This window comes from Nocardioides palaemonis, assembly GCF_018275325.1.
In the GTDB taxonomy this organism is placed as follows: domain Bacteria; phylum Actinomycetota; class Actinomycetes; order Propionibacteriales; family Nocardioidaceae; genus Nocardioides; species Nocardioides palaemonis.
Window position 1 is genome coordinate 1,040,172 of record NZ_JAGVQR010000001.1, and the last position, 17,030, is coordinate 1,057,201.

The window sequence follows — 17,030 nt, forward strand, 5'->3', positions numbered from 1 at the left end:
TCCGCTGCCCCCGCCGAGGCCTGCCCACGCCATGATGAGGACCGGATGAGCACCCAGACCACGGGCCGACCCGACGTCCACCGGCCGCAGCGACCGGAGGAGGAGGCACCGGTGAGCCAGCCCCCCGCCCCGCGTCGCCGCGACCCGCTGCCGTACGCGCTCCTCGTCCCGGCCGTCCTCGCCCTGGCCCTCGCGCTGGGCTACCCGCTGGTGCGCCAGCTGGTGCTGTCGTTCCAGGAGTTCGGGCTCGCCCAGCAGTTCGGTCGGCCGCCGGAGTGGGTGGGGATGGACAACTACCGCGCGCTGCTCACCGACGCGTACCTGTGGCGGGTGACCGCCCGCACCATCGTGTTCTGCCTGGTCAACGCCGCGCTCACGATGCTCCTCGGCGTCGGGCTCGCGCTGGTGATGCGGTCGATGTCGCGCGGGGTGCGGCTGCTCGCCCAGACCGGGCTGCTGCTCGCCTGGGCGATGCCGGTGGTCGCGTCGCTGACGGTCTGGCAGTGGCTCTTCGACACCCAGTACGGCGTGGTCAACTACCTGCTCACCCAGCTCGGCGCCGACTACGAGGGGCACGGCTGGCTGCTGCGGCCGCTCTCGTTCTTCTTCGTCGCCACCGTCGTCGTGGTCTGGATGAGCGTCCCGTTCGTCGCCTTCACCGTCTACGCCGCGCTCACCCAGCTGCCCGAGGAGCTCGAGGAGGCGGCCGAGATCGACGGCGCCACCGCCTGGCAGCGGCTGACCTCGATCATCCTGCCGACCATCCGGCCGGTGCTGCTGGTCGTCGCGCTGCTCCAGGTCATCTGGGACCTGCGGGTCTTCACCCAGATCTACATCCTCCAGGAGGCCGGCGGCTCGGCCCGCGACACCAACCTCCTCGGCACCTACATCTACCGCCTCGGCATCGGCGGCGGTGACTTCGGCACCTCGGCCGCCGTCGCGGTCTTCATGCTCGCCCTGACGGTGGTGCTCACGGCGCCCTACGTCCGCGCGATGCTGCGCCAGGAGAGGCAGGCCTGACATGCCACGTACCCCGTCCCGTCCGGTCCGCTGGTCGGCCAACGCCGTCGGCGTCGTGGCCTTCGTGCTCGCCGCCTTCCCGGTCTACTGGATGGTCAACAGCTCCTTCCTCGACCGCAACCAGATCCGCAACCCCGTCCCGACGTGGGTGCCCTTCGGTGGCGACCTCGACAACTTCCGCACCGTCTTCGAGACCGACCAGTTCCTCAGCGCGATGCGGACCAGCCTGGTCGTCACCGGCCTGACGCTGGTGGTGGCGCTGACGTTCGCCTTCGTCGCCGCCGTCGCGGTGTCGCGCTTCCGCTTCCGCGGCCGAGTCCCGTTCATCGTGACGCTGCTGGTCATCCAGATGATCCCGGCCGAGGGCCTGTTCATCTCCCAGTACAAGATGCTGGAGGCGGCGGACCTGCTCAACACCGTCGTGGGCCTCACCCTGGTCTACGTCGCGGGCGTGCTGCCCTTCACCATCTGGACCCTGCGCGGCTTCGTCGAGGGCGTGCCCTACGAGCTCGAGGAGGCGGCGATGATGGACGGCTGCACCCGCACCCAGGCGTTCTTCCGGGTCACCTTCCCGCTGCTCGCCCCCGGCCTCGTCGCCACCGGTGTCTTCGGCTTCATCCAGGCCTGGAACGAGTTCACGCTCGCGCTGGTCGTGATGACCCGGGAGGACCACCGCACGCTGCCCTTGTGGCTGTCGACCTTCACCGACGTCAACCGCGGCACCGACTGGGGCGGCATCATGGCCGGCTCCACGCTCATCGCGGTGCCGGTGATCGTGTTCTTCCTGCTCGTCCAGGGCCGGATGGCCAGCGGCCTCACGTCCGGCGCGGTGAAGGGGTGAGCACCGTGGACGTACGCACGCTGGCGCTGCAGGTGCTGCTGCCGGGCTTCGAGGGCACCACGCTGCCCGACGACTACCGCGACCTGCTGGAGCAGGGCCTCGGCGGGGTGTGCCTCTTCGGCAGCAACACCGCCGGCGGCCACGCCGCGACCGCGGCGCTCACCGCGGCCGTACGCGCTGCCAACCCGCTCGCCGTGGTCGCGGTCGACGAGGAGGGTGGCGACGTCAGCCGGCTGCACACCCGCGAGCCGAGCCCGGTGCTCGGCGCGGCCGCGCTCGGCGGCGCTGGCGACCTCGACCTGACCGAGGCGGTCGGCCGCTGGGTGGGCCACGAGCTCGCGGCGCTCGGGATCACCCTCGACCTCGCGCCCGACGCCGACGTCAACAGCGACCCGCTCAACCCGGTCATCGGCACCCGCAGCTTCGGCACCGAGCCGCACCGGGTCGCCGAGCACGTCGCCGCCTGGACCCGTGGCGTGCAGTCGGCCGGCGTGGCCGCCTGTGCCAAGCACTTCCCGGGCCACGGCGACACCGCCGTCGACAGCCACCTCGACCTGCCCCGCGTCGACGTCGACGCCGACACCCTCGCCGCGCGCGAGCTGGTGCCGTTCGACGCCTCCGTCGAGGCCGGCACCGCCGCGGTGATGACCTCCCACATCGTCGTGCCGGCCCTCGACCCGCACCGCCCCGCCACCCTCAGCCCGGTCGTGCTCGCGATGCTGCGCGACGTGCTGGAGTTCGACGGCGTCGTCGTGAGCGACGCGCTCGACATGGCCGGGGCGTCCGCCGAGCACGGCATCCCCGAGGCCGCCGTGCTGGCGCTGGTCGCGGGGTGTGACCTCCTCTGCATCGGGCCCGACAAGCCCGCGTCGCTGGTCCACGAGGTCCGTGACGCGGTGGTGGCGGCCGTCGCGGACGGACGGCTCCCCGCGCCCCGGCTCGCGGAGGCCGCGGGCCGGGTCCGCGCGATGCGGGTGGACGCCACCTCGCAGCCGGCCCTGCCCGACCACGACCGGCAGGTCGCGGCGGTCGCCGCCTCCCTGGTGCGCGAGGGCACGCTGCCCGACCTCGCCGGGGCGACGGTCGTGTCGGTCGAGACCACCGCCAACATCGCGGTCGGCGACGTCGCGTGGGGGATCCGCCCCGACACACGGGTCGACGCCTCGGGCGACGGGCTCCCGGAGGGCGGGCCGCTGGTCGTCCAGGTGCGCGACGCCGCGCGTCGCCCCGAGGTGCTCGACCTGCTGCGCTCGCTGGCCGACTCCGGTCGCGCGGCGGTCGTGGTCGAGTGGGGCTGGCCCGGGGCGTACGACGTCGGCCTCCCGCGGATCTGCACCCGCGGCTCGTCGGCCCCCGCCGTCGCCGCCGTCGAGGCGGTCCTGCGCGAGGCGGGGTGGACGCGATGAGCCCGTCGCTCGCCGGCGACCGCACCGTCGGGCTCGACATCGGCGGCACCAAGACCCACGGCGTCGTCGTGGAGCCCGACGGGTCGGTGCTCGCGCAGGTGCGGCGGGAGACCGTGCCGGGCGCGGAGGGCCTGCTGGCCACTGCCCACGCCGTGTTCGAGGCGCTGCGCGCCGAGACCGGCCTCGCGCTCGACGGACGGCTCGGCGTCGGTGTGCCCGGCCTCGTCGACGTCGGCCGCGGGGTGCTGCGGCACGCCGTCAACCTCGGCGTCGACGGCGACGACCTGCCGCTGCGCCAGCTGCTGTCCGAGCGCCTCGGCGTACCGGTCGTGGTGGAGAACGACGTCAACGCCGCAGCGCTCGCCGCCCAGGCGCTCACCGGGGTCGACGACGTGGTCTACCTCAGCCTCGGCACGGGGCTCGCCGCCGGCGTGGTCGTCGACGGCCGGCTGCGCCGCGGCGCCCATGGAGCCGCGGGCGAGATCGGGCACGTCCCGGTCGACCCGGCAGGCGAGCGCTGCGGCTGCGGCCAGCGCGGCTGCCTCGAGACGGTCGCCTCCGGGCGGGCCGTCGCGCGGGCGTGGCCGACGGTCCGGGGTCACGCCGCCGCCGCGCTGTTCGCCGCGGCCACGGCCGGCGACGCAAAGGCGATCACGGTGCGCGACCGCTACTGCTGGGGCGTCGCCAGCGCGGTCCGGGTGCTGGGCCTGACCATCGACCCCGAGCGGATCGTCGTCGGCGGGGGAGTCGCCGAGGTCGGCGAGCCGCTGCGCGAGGGCGTGGTCCGCCAGCTCGACCGGCTGGGCGAGGACTCGCCGTTCCTGGCCTCGCTCGAGCTCGGCGAGCGGCTGGTGATGGTCCCGCCCAGGCTCCCCGTCGCCGCTGTCGGGGCCGCCATCCGCGGACGCTGAAAAAGGCGCCGTTCGGCGCCGCTCGCTAGGTTGTGCGCGTGGAAGCCGGTACCTGGATCGACGTCCTGCTCGTCCTCGCGTTCATCCTCGTGGGTGGTGTCTTCGCCGCGACCGAGATCGCGCTGGTGTCGCTGCGCGCCGGGCAGGTCGACCGCCTCGACACCGAGGGCGGTCGCGGTCACGCGGTCGCGTCGCTCGCGCGCGACCCCAACCGGTTCCTGTCCGCGGTGCAGATCGGCGTCACCGTCGCGGGGTTCTTCTCCGCGGCGTTCGGCGCCTCGACGCTCGCTCCGTCCTTCGCGGGAGCCTGGGAGACCCTCGGGGTCCCGGCGCCCGACACCGTGTCCCTGGTCGTGACGACCCTCGTCGTGTCATACCTCTCCCTCGTCCTGGGCGAGCTGGTTCCGAAGCGGCTCGCGCTGCAGCGCTCGGTCGGCGTCTCCAAGCTCTTCGCGCCGCCGCTGGGCGTCTTCGCGCGGATCATGACGCCGGTGATCTGGCTGCTCTCGCTGTCCACCAACGCGCTCGTGCGTCTCCTCGGCGGCAACCCCGACGCCGCGGGCGACGAGGTCGACGAGGAGGAGCTGCGGATGATGATCTCCGGCCACGAGGACATCCCGGAGGACGAGCGCAAGCTCGTCGACGACGTCTTCGACGCCGGCGACCGCTCGCTCAGCGAGGTGATGAAGCCGCGCGGCGACGTGGTGTTCCTCCGCGGTGACCTGAGCCTCGCGGACGCCGTCACCGTGATCGCGTCCGAGCCCTACACCCGCTACCCGGTCACCGGCGCGAGCTTCGACGAGATCCTGGGCTACCTCCACCTGCGCGACGTCCTCGGCCACGCCGACGACCGCGAGCGGACCGTCGCCGACCTCACCCGCGACCTGCCGGTGCTGCCGCGCACCAACCGGGTCCTGCCGTCGATGGACCAGCTGCGCAAGCAGGGCGCCCACATCGCGCTCGTCGTCGACGAGTACGGCGGCACCGACGGCATCGTCACCCTCGAGGACCTGATGGAGGAGCTGGTCGGCGAGATCCAGGACGAGTACGACCGTGACGCCGAGCGCGAGGCCGCGGCCGACCCCGAGACGTACGACGCCGGGCTCAGCATCGAGGACTTCGCCGACCGCTCCGGGGTGGAGCTCGTCGACGGTCCCTACGAGACGGTCGCGGGCTACGTCCTGCACGGGCTGGCGCGGATGGCCGAGGTCGGCGACCGGGTCGCCGCGGACGCCCACCAGCTCGAGGTCGCCGAGGTCGACGGCCACCGGATCACCCGGGTGCGCCTGCACCAGGCGCCCGAGCCGGTCGACGCCGAGCAGCCTGCCGAGGACTGAGGTGTCGCGGCTCGGGACGCTCGCCGGCGCGGGGGTGCTGCTCGCGCTCGCCGGGTGCGGGTCCGACGACGCCGCGGCTCCGGAGGCCGGCGAACCGCCGTCGCTGGACGCGTACGCCGAGGTGGTGGCCGACCACCTCGGCCGCGAGCCGCGGATCGTCGAGCCGTGGGACGTGATGACCCGCGAGCTCGAGGTCGACGCCGACGGCGCCACGCTCGTGGTGGGCCGCACCGACTCCCTCGAGGTCGCCGTCGCGCCCACGACGGACAGTCCGCTGGTCTGCGCCGACGAGTCCTTCTTCGACGCGTGCGTCGAGCTGGGCGACGACCCGACCGGCGGACGGCTGCTCCTCGGCTGGCAGGAGGAGGAGCCCGAGGAGGACCCCGGCGTCGTCTACGTGATCGACCGCCGCGACGGCGAGGACGTCGTGGCGCGCTATGCCGGCGCCGTCGTCTCCGGCGACCCGCGCGAGCTCGACCTCGGCATCAGCCTGGACGAGATGGTCGCCGTGGTCACCGACGAGCGGCTGACGCTCGGCTGACCTGACACGGTCCGGCCCGCGTCCCGTGGCGAGGCGGAGCCTGACGTGACACGGGGTGCACCAGCACCGCGGCGCCGGCGTGGCGGTTTCCGACACACGCCGTGTCACCTCGGCACTCGCGTCGCCTCGGGTGGCGGCACGGGGTGTGTCACCTCCTACCGGGAATGCGGGCGACGGCCTGCGGCGTTGGCACGTATGATCGACCTACAACTCAAGAGGGGCTGATCGGTTTCGACTTGGGACGTTAGTTCCAGGGGAAGCGGGTCGAGAAGCCAGCGTCATCTCGTTAATGTCCGCTGGAATCCATAGTTGCCAACTCCAAGCGCAACGACTTCGCTCTCGCTGCCTGAGCAGTGATCGAAGGGTCTGACCGGGCATCCGTCTCCGTCCCGGACCCAGGCCTCATCTAGGAGACTTGCTGGTCACTCTCTGTCAGGAGGGGTGACCGGGACTTTTTCCTGACTGAGCCTGTCGACGACGTGTCCGCGCGAGCGTCGGGGCCGAGAAAAGCGACATCACGGACTGCACCCGGAGAAGACCTGGATCGGCGCTCGAGGACCGGGGTTCGATTCCCCGCAGCTCCACCAGCACCATCACCAGCAGCACCCCTCATGAGACACCACACGACGCCCCGGCGGGCCCCCGCCGGGGCGTTCGTGCGTCCCCGCCGGCTCCGCCTCGCTGGTCGAGGAGGTCGCGCAGCGACCGTCACGAGACCCCGGCGCCCCGGCCTGACGTCGGTGGTTGAGGTGCGAGCGCAGCGAGCCTCGAGACCATGGTCCGCGTCGGGGAACCAGGTGCAGGCGAGAAGGTCGTTCGGGCCTGCAGGTGGTTCCCCAGGCAGTGCTCGGAGTGGCTCAGGCCGGCGGGGCGACCGAGGCGTCCGTACGCCCCGAGCGGGCGAGCGACTCCGCGACGAACCCGCTGGCCTTCACGTCCTCGACGAACGCGCGCAGTGCGTCGACCGCGGCGGCGCTGCGCGAGCGCGGGACGCCGACCGCCTGCTGGATCTCCATGAAGCGTGGTTCGAGGACCCGCGTGCCCGGGTGTGCGGCGGCGAAGTCGGTCACCGGCTGCCGGATGCCGGCGCCGACCTCGAGCCCCTCGTCGAGGAAGACCGTCGTGCCCTCGGCGCCGCGCACCACCTCGGAGTGCGCCAGCGTGCGGGTGAGGAACAGGTCGTAGGCCGAGCCCTTCTTCACGCCCACGCGGACACCAGGCCGGTCCACGTCGTCGGCGGCCGTCAGCGGGGAGTCGTCAGGGACCACGTAGACGCCCTCGATCACGCCGTACGGCGCGGAGAAGGCGACCGACTCGGCACGCGCCGGGTCGACGGCGAGGAAGCAGACGTCGGCGCGGCCGTCCTCGATCGCGGCGAAGGAGTCGCGCGCGGCGTCGAAGCACAGCAGCTCGACCGGCACCCCGATCCGCGCAGCGAGCTCGCGGGCGAGGTCGACCGTGACGCCGGACGGGGCGCCCGCCGTGCCCTGGGCGAGCACCGGGTTGCCGAGGTTGATCGAGGCGCGGAGGGTGCCGGTGGGGGCGAGGTCGCGGAGGGTCACCCGGTCATCGTGGCAGGGGTCTCGTGGCGGTCGCTGCGCGACCTCCTCGACCACCGGGTAGGGCTCAGCGGGGGCCGGTCGCCGTCCACGGCGTCGTGCGGACCATGTCGAGGGCGCGCTGGGCGACGAACGGGTCGGCCTGGTTGAACAGCCACGGCCGGCCGAACCAGACGAACCCGTCGACGTACTTCGCCGCGATCTTGCGCTGCTTCGCGGGGAGCCCCCACTGCGGGTCGGCCGGGCGCGGGGTGGGCGGGATGCCGAGGGTGACGCAGCGCTTCATCTTCCGCGTCGAGCAGGTGCGGGCGTTGTTCTTGAGGTCCTTCTTCGTCGCCGGGACGATGTCGGGCCACATGGTGGGGCGACCGGACTTCGCGGTGTCGACGATGAAGTGCTTGTCGCCGTAGCCGTCGGCGCGCAGGATCTCGAGGATCTCGGTGCCGCGGTCGATGTTCTCGACCGGGCCGGTGTAGTGCGTGGAGTCCAGCGCGAAGCCGCGGGCGTACTCGATGCCGGAGAGCTCGAGGATCTTCGCGCAGCTCGACGACTCCTGGCGGGTGCCGTTCTCGCACCAGTCGGCCGCGCCGGCGTCGATGTAGACGCTGGTGTTGGGCAAGGCGCTGAGCGTCTGGGTGGCCCAGGTGAGCAGCTCGGACTTGGCGGCGCGGTCGGGCGCGCACAGCAGGAACGGCCCGTCGGGCTGCATGACCACCAGCGTGTGCGCGCTGCCGATGCCGGCGGCGAGCTCGGTGATCCACGTGCGATAGCTCGCGGCCTCGGCAGGGGTGGTGGGGCGGGTGCAGGCCTCGCCCTCCCACGGCACCATCCGGAAGACCGCCATCTGCGCGAGCGTCTCCGGGTTGCCGTCCTGCGACGACGCGACGTAGTCGGTGACCGTCTGGCGGATCGACGTGTCGGGCACGAACGCGCCGTACCACTTGGTGCGTGGTCGCTCGGCGATCGTCGCCAGCGCCTCGCGGACCTTGCCGGTGGCCTCGGTGAAGGGGCGCCACACCTGGTCCTGCGGCCCCTCGTAGACGCCCCAGAGCCGGCCCGCGAGCGGGTTGGTCGGGTTCTGGGAGTGGGCGCGCACCGGCGCGGTCCACACCGGCTGGGAGGCCCGGGCCCGGACCTGGGCGGCGGGTGCGAGTGGCGCGACCTCGCGGTCGGGCGCGACGGCCGTGGCAGGGGAGACGGCCGTCGTCGCCGCGACCGCGGTCGGGGTCACCAGCAGTGCGGCCGAGGCCAGGACGCGGACGAGCGGTGCGAGGTGCATGGTCGTTCCATCGTCCGTGAGCCCGCGCGGGGCCGCAGGCGTTTCGGGGATTTCGCTGCGAGCGACAGGATGGCCCCGTGACCACCGAGTCGTACGAGACGCTGGCCCGCCTGCTGGACGAGCGCCACACCTGCCGCCAGTTCCGTCCCGACCCGGTGCCGGACGACGTGGTGGAGCGGTTGCTCGCGACCGCGCAGCGCACCCCGTCGTGGTGCAACACCCAGCCGTGGCGGGTCGACGTCGTCAGCGGACCGGCCACCGGCCGGTTCCGAGCCGCGCTCGCCGAGCACGTGATGTCGCAGCCGCAGCAGCCGGACTTCCCGTTCCCGCCGACCTACGCGGGTGCCTACCGCCACCGTCGCCGGGAGTGCGGCCACCAGCTCTACGACAGCGTTGGGATCGCCAAGGACGACACCACACGTCGCCTCGAGCAGACCCTGCGCAACTTCGAGTTCTTCGACGCACCCCACGTCGCGATCGTCACCACCGAGGCCGACCTCGGCGTCTACGGCGCGATCGACTGCGGGCTCTGGCTGCAGACGTTCCTGCTCGGCGCCCAGGCGCTCGGCCTCGCCGCCGCGCCGCAGGCCGCGCTCGCGGCGTACCCCTCGCTGGTGCGCGAGCACCTCGGTCTTCCCGACCACCGGCTGGTCGTCTTCGGGGTGTCCTTCGGGTACGCCGACGAGCAGCACCCGGTCAACGGCTTCCGCACCTCACGCGCGGCCCTCGAGGACGCGGTGGCCTGGCACCGCGACTGACCCGGGTCAGACCTCGCGCGCGGCGCCCGGCACGAGGCCGGCGTCCGGGTGCAGCACCGCGGCGAGCGCCTCGACACCGTCGACCAGGCGCGGACCCGGCCGGGCGAACTGCCCGTCGGCGTCGACCGCCCACACCGGCACGTCGGGGAAGTGGTGGCGTACGCCCGCCGCCATCTCGGCGCTGGCGTCGAGCCCGAAGCCGCAGGGCGCGACCACGACGACGTCAGGGGCGGAGGCACGCGCCTGCTCCCAGGTGGTGCGCCCGGAACGGGCGCCGGCGGTGCCGAGGGCCGGCTCGCCGCCCGCGCGGACGACCATCTCCGGGATCCAGTGGCCGGGGGTGAACGGCGGGTCGGTCCACTCCAGCACCAGCACGCGCGGTCGCTCGCGGCCGGCGACGCGCGCCTCGACCGCCGCGAGCCGGTCCTCCAGTGACGCGACGAGGTCGGCCGCCTGCCGCTCACGTCCGGTCAGCCGGCCGATCTCGGTGACCGAGGCCAGCACGTCGGCCAGCGTGTGCGGGTCGAGGGTCGCGACGTCGGCGCGGCAGCCGAGGTGCGCCAGCGCGTCGTCGACGGTGTCCACGTCGACCGCGCAGACCGCGCACAGGTCCTGGGTCACGACGAGGTCGGCGTCGAGGTCGGCCAGCGCCCCGGCGTCGAGTCGGTAGAGGTCCTCGCCCGCGTTCATCGCGGCGGCGACGAAGTCGTCGATCTCCTTCGGCGTCAGTCCCTCCGGCATGGCCGACGTCGACACCACCTGCCGTTCCCGCGCGGCCGGCGGGTGGTCGCACTCGAAGGTGACGCCCACGACCTCGTCGCCCGCGCCGACGGCGAAGAGGATCTCGGTGGCCGACGGGATCAGGGAGACGATGCGCACTCCGCGAGCCTAGGCGCGAGGGCTGCGGGGTGCACGAACGGTCAGCGGGTCGTCAGCAGCCTGATGCTGACGGTGCCTGCCGTACCGGCGGCGGGCGTCGCCAGGGCGACCGGCCCGACCAGCGTGAACACCGAGGTGGCCGAGAGCTCCGTGCCGGAGAGCGCGACGAACCCGTTGTCGCTGCAGCCCAGCGGACCGGAGGGGTCCGGTCCGCAGAAGTAGGGGTGCAGCGGGCCGGCCTCCACCCGCCATGACTCGGCAGGGTCGAGGTCGCGCGTGGTCGCGTCGAGCCGGACGCCGTTGCCGGTGGCGAGGGAGTAGACCCGGGTGCCCGAGCCGTCGAGCGTCAGGTCGACCGCGGCGCCGTCGGGCACCAGGTCGGCGGCGCGGACGCCCGTGCGAACACGGACGGTCGTGGTCGTGGACCCGCCGATCGCGGAGGTCACGGTCGAGAGCTCCGACGGGCCGGTCGTCGGCGCGACGAACCCGGCCCCGCTGGGGTCGAGGTCCGTGAGCAGCGGGGTGGCGGTCCTGCCCCAGCGGTCGAGCCGGCTCAGGCGGTTGACGAGAGGCACACCTGCCTGGTGCTCGACGTAGACGTAGTCGTCGACCGTCGCAGGGAAGGTGAGCACCACCTCGCGTGCCGCCTTGCGCGGCGCGGAGAGAGTCACCGGCGCGCCGTCGGGGTCGACCGCGACCTCGACCGCGCTCGCCGCGGTCGCGCGGTGTCCGGACCGCAGCCGGACGAGCGAGGTGCCTCGGCGGACCTCGTCGCAGCCGATGCCGCCGAGGTCGTCGGCCACCTGCACGTCGTGGCCGGTGCGCAGCAGGAGCGGGCCGCCGAAGGCGGAGCAGGAGGAGCCGCGGGCCTGGTAGACGAGCTGCTCGGTGCGGCCGGTGTCCACGGTCACGCGCTCACCCGCGCCGATGCGGACGGCGCCGAGGTCGATGTAGCCACGGCGCTCCTTCGGCGTGCGGACGGCGGCCCCGTCGACCGGCAGCCGGTGCACGCGAGCCTTGACGAGGGTCACCACCTGCACCTGGTGGCGCTGGACGCCGACGTGAAACGCGTAGGTCCCGGTGCGCGGCAGCCGGAACAGGGCGCTGTCGTCCCACGGGGACCTCAGGCGGGTGCCCGAGCGGAGGAGGCGCGTCCGTGCCGGGCGCACGCCGTCGAGGGTGACCAGGTCGCCCCGGTGGCCGCGGAAGCGCACCACGCCCTTGCGGCCCTTCGGGACGACGACGGCCTTGTCGCCGTACTCGACGAGTCGGACGACGGTGGTGCGCGGTGCAGCGGTGGCCGTGATTGCAGTGGCGACCGGGGTGGTCGCGGTCAGCGGCGCGAGGAGCACGGCTGCCACCGCGGTGGCGGTGACCAGTGATGACCTGCTGCCAGCCATGCGTGTCCCTTCCAGTGGCAGGATCCCACAGGTGAGCGACTGCGTCTTCTGCCGGATCGTCGCCGGCGACCTGCCCGGGCACGTCGTGCTCGAGACCGACGACCTGGTGGCGTTCCTCGACACCCGGCCGGTGTTCAAGGGCCACGTCCTGCTGGTGCCGCGTGAGCACGTCGAGACGCTGCCGGACCTCCCGGCCGAGCTGCGCGACGGCTTCCTCGAGGCCGCGCAGCGGCTGGCGGTCGCCGTCAAGGACGGCCTCGGCGCGCAGGGCTCGTTCGTGGCGATCAACAACACCGTCAGCCAGTCGGTGCCCCACCTCCACCTCCACGTCGTGCCGCGCACCAAGGGCGACGGCCTGCGCGGCTTCTTCTGGCCCCGCACGAAGTACGCCGACGGCGAGCCCGAGGCGTACGCCGAGAGGCTCCGCGCCGCGCTCGCCTGAGGGACGCTCAGCCCCGGGACCCGACGGCGTCGGGGTCGTCGTCGTGGGACGCCGGGACGGGTGCGGCCGCGACCGGGGCGAGGTCGAGCGCCCCGCGGAAGGTCCACGGCCGCTCGCGACGCTGCAGCGGGTTGCCGGTCGCGACCGCCGCGATGACGAACGCCGCGGTGCCGACCGCGAAGCCCGCGAGCACGTCGGCGACGTAGTGCCAGCCGAGGTAGACGGTGGCCAGGACGGTGAGCGCCAGGAACGTCCACGCCGCGACCCGGACGGCGCGAGGCAGGCGCATGACCTCGGTCATCAGGCAGATCGTCACCATGACCGCGACGTGCAGCGACGCGAAGGCGGCGATGGTCTGCACGGCATGGGTGTCCCAGGGGCCGGAGAGCACCTGCACCCGGTCGGCGAGCAGCGCGTCGCGCACCGAGGTGTTGGGCGTGTGGGGGAGCGAGGCGAACCACTCGGGCCGGGCGTACGTCGGCCCGAGCGACGGGACGGCGTAGTAGAGGGCGGCCCCCAGCATCCAGTCGACCGAGATCGCGGTGACGTACCACGCGCCGGCGGTCGAGCGCCGCGTCCAGACCAGGGCGATCGCCAGGCTGGCCGGGACGAGCCCGATCCAGATCAGGTAGACGGCGGCGCACACCCAGTTGGCCACGCCCGTGCCGAGGACGTGGTGCAGGACGACCGCCGGGTCGTGCCCGAGCCACATCGCGTGGTCGAACCGGGCGAGCGCGGGATCGGCGAGCCGGTCGGTGACGAACGGGACGTAGCTCTTGAGGTTGCGGAACGCGACGTAGGCGACGTACCAGGTGAGCAGCCCGCTGACCGTGAACGCGAGCTGGTCACGCGTCCACCGCTCGCGGGCGACCGTCAGCAGGGACGGTCGGCCGTCCGGCCCCGGGCGCCGGCGCAGCAGCGCCCACCGCGCAAGGACGTCGAGCAGGATCGCCGAGCCGACGATCGTCGGCAGCCGGAACCACGTCGGCAGCGACGCCCCGTCCGGGTCGCGCACCGGCAGGTGGTGCGTCCACGCCACCAGCAGCGCCGCGACCGCCATGAGGGCCGCGACGACCGCGGCGGCCCGGAACTCACGCCTCCCCATCCCGGCACCGTACCCACTCCGGCGGGTGGGTAGCCTCGGCGACGTCCTCAACACCCCCAGAACTCAGGAGTCCAGATGGGTCGTTTCGACGGGCGCGTCGCCGTCATCACCGGAGCAGCGCGGGGCATCGGCTTCGGCATCGCGCAGCGGTTCGCGAGCGAGGGCGCGTCGATCGCGGTCCTCGACCTCGACGAGGCCGCCGCCCAGGACGCCGCGGGCCGCCTCGAGCTCAGCGACGGCGCCCGCGCCGTCGGGATCGCCTGCGACGTCGTCGACGCCGCCGCCGCGGAGGCCGCGGTCCAGCGCGTCGTCGACGAGCTGGGCGGCATCCACGTCCTGGTCAACAACGCCGGGATCACGCGCGACAACCTGCTGTTCAAGATGACCGAGGACGACTGGGACCTGGTCATGAACGTCCACCTCAAGGGCGTGTTCAACATGACCAAGGCCGCGCAGTCGCGGTTCGTGGAGCAGAAGTACGGCAAGATCCTCAACCTCTCCAGCGTCTCCGCGCTGGGCAACCGCGGCCAGGCCAACTACTCCGCGGCCAAGATGGGCATCCAGGGCCTCACCCGCACCCTCGGCATCGAGCTCGGCCCGTTCGGCATCACCGCCAACGCGATCGCGCCCGGCTTCATCGCCACCGAGATGACCGACGCCACCGCGCGCCGGCTGAAGATGGAGCCCGAGGAGCTGCAGCGGCTCAACGCCGAGGCCACGCCGGTGCGCCGCGTCGGCCAGCCCGAGGACATCGCCGCCGCGGCGGCGTTCCTGTGCAGCGACGAGGCCTCCTTCGTCACCGGTCAGACGCTCTACGTCGACGGCGGCCGCAAGCTCGGCTGAGACGAACCTCACGGCCCCGGACCCGCGACCACGCGGGTCCGGGGCCGTCGTCGTGCCGGGGCCGGTTTTGCGGCGGTCGGGCCCGTGTGCCAGCGTGGTGGGCCGTCGAGGATCCCCAGGCCGGCTCGGGCCCGCCTGCTGGCGTCGACCGCACGACAACTGAACCGTCCCGGACTACGCCGAGTCCTGCCCGGCCGGGACGCACCCCCGAGAACACCGAGGGCAGGAGTGGGGGACCCACAGGTTCCACTGCCGGCGCGCACGCGACTGCGTGTGCCGTCGGCTCGGGGCGCAGCCACCTCGGTGGCGGAGCACCTTCCAGCTCCAGCCCGACAGCTCACCTCACAGGCGTGGGAAAGGACACCTCCATGCCTGCGACTTCTCGCACGGCGCGAGCCTGCGCGCTCGCCCTCGCCGGCGCCGGGCTCGGCGCCTCGATGCTCGCCGCCCCGGCGGCCACCGCGGCCGGCGGCTCGCCGACCGGCAGCACCACCACGAGCACCACCAGCACCGGCGCCACCGCCGTCGCGAAGCAGACCGCCAAGGAGCGCAAGCGCAAGCAGGCGCGACGGGCGGCCCGGCGGGTCAACGACCGGGTGCTCGGCGCGCGGGACACCGCGATGCGCCAGCGCGGCGACTGGTACGCCTACGGCGCCAGCGGCCCGGGCTCCTTCGACTGCTCCGGCCTCGTCTACTACAGCTATCGCCGCGCCGGGTTCCCCGTCCCGCGGACCTCGGCCGCCCAGGCGGGGTTCACCCGTCGCGTCGCGAAGCAGGACATGCGCGCCGGCGACCTGATGTTCTTCTACGGCAGCGGCGGGGTCTACCACGCGGCGATCTTCCTGCGCTGGTCGCACGGCCACGCCGTGATGCTGCACGCGCCGGGCTCGGGCCAGCGGGTCCAGGTCGCGGTGCCGTGGACGTCCCAGTGGTTCGGCGGCACGCTGCGCCGACGCTGAGACGCTTGTCGCACTCCTCTACTGTGTGGCGCGCCTTCCCCCGCGGGGGAGGCGCGCCCGCACACTTGCTGCTGAGCACCACCCCCGTCCGATCGGAGTCACCCGTGCGTCACCGCCTCACCGTGTCCGTCGCCGCGCTCGCCGCGGCCTCGCTGCTGCTCGCCGGGTGTGGCGGGGGCAGCGACGACGAGGCCCCGGATGACCCCGCGTCCTCCGAGCCCACGACGTCGCAGGCGTCGGCGCCGCCGGAGCCCGTCTACTGGCCGCTGACCGGCCTCGAGCGCAAGGGCAAGGCCCCGAAGCACCCCGTGATCGTGACCAAGGTCGACAACACCTCCTCCAGCGCGCCGCAGGTCGGCCTCGGGTCGGCCGACCTGGTCGTGGAGGAGCTCGTCGAGGGCGGCTACACCCGCCTGGCGGCCTTCTACTACTCCAAGGTCCCGGCCGACATCGGCCCGGTCCGCTCGATGCGGGCCAGCGACATCGGCATCGTGCCCCAGGGTGCGACCGTCGTGACCAGCGGCGCCGCGCAGGTGACCATCAACCGGATCAACGGTGCCGGCATCCCGTGGATCACCGAGGGTGCGGCCGGCGTCTACCGCGACAACACGCGCTCGGCGCCCTACAACCTCTTCGCCCACCTCGCCGACATCTCCAAGCGCCTCAAGGCCGACGACGAGCCGCCGGCGTACCTGCCGTGGGGCACCGAGGCCGACCTGCCCAAGGGCGGCAAGGCCAGCAGCCTCACCGCCGACTTCGGTGCGCACACCACGTCGTGGCAGTTCCAGAACGGCCGCTACGTCAACACCGACTCCTACGCCGCGCAGGGCGACCAGTTCCCGGCGACGTCGGTGCTGGTGCTCCGGGTCAAGGTGGGCGACGCGGGCTACAAGGACCCCGCCGGCTACCCCGTCCCGGAGACCAAGTTCGAGGGCACCGGCACCGCGCTGCTGTTCCACGGCGGGCGCGTGGTCCGGGGCACCTGGTCCAAGGACGGCCTGACCGGCCAGATCGAGCTCAGCACGAAGAAGGGCGAGCTCACCGTCCCGGCCGGTCACACCTGGGTCGAGCTCGTGCCGGCCGTCAACGGCGACGTCACGTTCACGAAGTAGCCGGCGCGGCACCGGGCTCCCGGGGGCCGCGACCGGCCTCCAGGAGCTCGCGCAGCCCGGTCAGCACCGCCTCGATCGCCCGCTCCGCGCGGTCCGCGGCCGACGCCGCGTCGTCACTGGCCGCGACGGCTCCGCCGGCCGCCGACAGGGCGCCGAAGAAGATCCGGGCGAAGGTGGCCAGCATCGCGTCGTCGAGGTCCCAGGTGTCCGAGTCGAGCACCGACCGGACGATCTCGTCCACCACGGCGTAGGTCGACGTCTCCTCGCGCTCGCGGAACCGCTCGTGCCCGAGCACCGCGGGGCCGTCGGCGACGACGAGCTGGCGGTAGCCCGGCTCGCGCACCACGTCGAGGAAGGCGCGGAGCCCGGCCGCGGCCCCCGTCCACGGGTCGCCGGGCGCCGCGGCGGCCTGGCGCACGGCCACCGCCGCACGCTCCTCCACCCGGTCGAGGGCGGCCTCGAAGATCGCCTGCTTGCCGCTGAAGTGGTGGTAGAGCGCCCCCTTGGTGACGTCGGCGCCGGCCACGATCGCGTCCAGGGAGGTGGCCGCGTAGCCGTGCTCGACGAACAGCGCCTCCGCGGCGTCGACGAGCGAGGTCCTCGTCGCCGACGACCCCTGCCCCCGTACGTCCATCGGC

The 17,030-nt window shown here is 73.5% G+C and carries 17 protein-coding genes, 1 other RNA gene and 1 riboswitch; of the genes, 12 read left to right on the forward strand and 6 right to left on the reverse strand.

What is annotated here, in order from left to right; genetic code table 11:
• The first annotated feature begins 45 nt into the window (after window positions 1-45).
• The 7 genes from KDN32_RS05015 (at window position 46) to ssrA (ending at window position 6,643) form a co-directional block, all read left to right on the forward strand.
• Complete coding sequence (locus tag KDN32_RS05015) at window positions 46-1,020, forward strand: carbohydrate ABC transporter permease (protein WP_211730978.1); 975 nt, start codon at window positions 46-48, stop codon at window positions 1,018-1,020.
• Window position 1,021: 1 nt separating this feature from the next.
• Window positions 1,022-1,861 carry a carbohydrate ABC transporter permease gene (locus KDN32_RS05020; protein ID WP_211730979.1) on the forward strand — a complete coding sequence of 280 codons (840 nt, stop codon included), beginning with the start codon at window positions 1,022-1,024 and terminating at the stop codon, window positions 1,859-1,861.
• Window positions 1,862-1,866: 5 nt separating this feature from the next.
• On the forward strand, window positions 1,867-3,267 hold the full coding sequence (locus KDN32_RS05025) for a glycoside hydrolase family 3 N-terminal domain-containing protein (RefSeq protein ID WP_307853722.1): 1,401 nt from the start codon (window positions 1,867-1,869) through the stop codon (window positions 3,265-3,267).
• Window positions 3,264-4,178, forward strand: a complete 915-nt coding sequence (locus KDN32_RS05030; protein ID WP_211730981.1) for an ROK family protein — start codon at window positions 3,264-3,266, stop codon at window positions 4,176-4,178. Before KDN32_RS05025 ends, KDN32_RS05030 begins: the two co-directional genes overlap by 4 nt.
• A gap of 38 nt (window positions 4,179-4,216) precedes the next feature.
• Complete coding sequence (locus tag KDN32_RS05035) at window positions 4,217-5,515, forward strand: hemolysin family protein (protein WP_211730982.1); 1,299 nt, start codon at window positions 4,217-4,219, stop codon at window positions 5,513-5,515.
• A gap of 1 nt (window position 5,516) precedes the next feature.
• Entirely contained in the window at window positions 5,517-6,056 is a 540-nt protein-coding gene (locus tag KDN32_RS05040; protein WP_211730983.1) for a hypothetical protein, read from the forward strand.
• A 217-nt stretch (window positions 6,057-6,273) separates the two neighbouring features.
• Window positions 6,274-6,643, forward strand: a transfer-messenger RNA (tmRNA) gene (gene ssrA, locus KDN32_RS05045).
• Window positions 6,644-6,913: 270 nt separating this feature from the next.
• On the opposite strand, the gene KDN32_RS05050 is transcribed toward ssrA, so the two are convergent.
• Window positions 6,914-7,618, reverse strand: coding sequence for a transporter substrate-binding domain-containing protein (locus KDN32_RS05050; protein ID WP_211730984.1), 705 nt, complete (start codon window positions 7,616-7,618; stop codon window positions 6,914-6,916).
• Between the two features lie 64 nt (window positions 7,619-7,682).
• On the reverse strand, window positions 7,683-8,894 hold the full coding sequence (locus tag KDN32_RS05055) for a glycoside hydrolase family 6 protein (RefSeq protein ID WP_211730985.1): 1,212 nt from the start codon (window positions 8,892-8,894) through the stop codon (window positions 7,683-7,685).
• Window positions 8,895-8,971: 77 nt separating this feature from the next.
• Here KDN32_RS05055 and KDN32_RS05060 point away from each other — a divergent pair, with 77 nt between their 5' ends.
• Complete coding sequence (locus tag KDN32_RS05060) at window positions 8,972-9,652, forward strand: nitroreductase (RefSeq protein WP_211730986.1); 681 nt, start codon at window positions 8,972-8,974, stop codon at window positions 9,650-9,652.
• A 6-nt stretch (window positions 9,653-9,658) separates the two neighbouring features.
• Here KDN32_RS05060 and KDN32_RS05065 read toward each other — a convergent pair whose 3' ends face one another.
• Together KDN32_RS05065 and KDN32_RS05070 are read right to left on the reverse strand one after the other, a co-directional pair.
• A complete protein-coding gene (locus KDN32_RS05065; protein ID WP_211730987.1) occupies window positions 9,659-10,531 on the reverse strand; it encodes a cobalamin-binding protein in 873 nt (290 codons plus the stop codon).
• A 41-nt stretch (window positions 10,532-10,572) separates the two neighbouring features.
• Entirely contained in the window at window positions 10,573-11,931 is a 1,359-nt protein-coding gene (locus KDN32_RS05070) for a hypothetical protein (RefSeq protein ID WP_211730988.1), read from the reverse strand.
• Between the two features lie 31 nt (window positions 11,932-11,962).
• Here KDN32_RS05070 and KDN32_RS05075 point away from each other — a divergent pair, with 31 nt between their 5' ends.
• Window positions 11,963-12,373 carry an HIT family protein gene (locus KDN32_RS05075; RefSeq protein WP_307853725.1) on the forward strand — a complete coding sequence of 137 codons (411 nt, stop codon included), beginning with the start codon at window positions 11,963-11,965 and terminating at the stop codon, window positions 12,371-12,373.
• Window positions 12,374-12,380: 7 nt separating this feature from the next.
• Here the strand turns inward: KDN32_RS05075 and KDN32_RS05080 are convergent, their stop codons facing one another.
• A complete protein-coding gene (locus tag KDN32_RS05080; protein WP_211730990.1) occupies window positions 12,381-13,478 on the reverse strand; it encodes a phosphatase PAP2 family protein in 1,098 nt (365 codons plus the stop codon).
• Between the two features lie 75 nt (window positions 13,479-13,553).
• On the opposite strand from KDN32_RS05080, the gene KDN32_RS05085 reads away from it, so the two are divergent.
• The 3 genes from KDN32_RS05085 (at window position 13,554) to KDN32_RS05095 (ending at window position 16,392) form a co-directional block, all read left to right on the forward strand.
• On the forward strand, window positions 13,554-14,321 hold the full coding sequence (locus KDN32_RS05085; RefSeq protein WP_211730991.1) for an SDR family NAD(P)-dependent oxidoreductase: 768 nt from the start codon (window positions 13,554-13,556) through the stop codon (window positions 14,319-14,321).
• A gap of 204 nt (window positions 14,322-14,525) precedes the next feature.
• Window positions 14,526-14,687, forward strand: a riboswitch (cyclic di-AMP (ydaO/yuaA leader).
• Between the two features lie 2 nt (window positions 14,688-14,689).
• A complete protein-coding gene (locus KDN32_RS05090; protein ID WP_211730992.1) occupies window positions 14,690-15,280 on the forward strand; it encodes a C40 family peptidase in 591 nt (196 codons plus the stop codon).
• A 104-nt stretch (window positions 15,281-15,384) separates the two neighbouring features.
• A complete protein-coding gene (locus KDN32_RS05095) occupies window positions 15,385-16,392 on the forward strand; it encodes a DUF3048 domain-containing protein (RefSeq protein WP_211730993.1) in 1,008 nt (335 codons plus the stop codon).
• Here the strand turns inward: KDN32_RS05095 and KDN32_RS05100 are convergent.
• Entirely contained in the window at window positions 16,382-17,026 is a 645-nt protein-coding gene (locus KDN32_RS05100; RefSeq protein ID WP_211730994.1) for a TetR/AcrR family transcriptional regulator, read from the reverse strand. The genes KDN32_RS05095 and KDN32_RS05100 overlap by 11 nt on opposite strands.
• Between the last annotated feature and the right edge of the window lie 4 nt (window positions 17,027-17,030).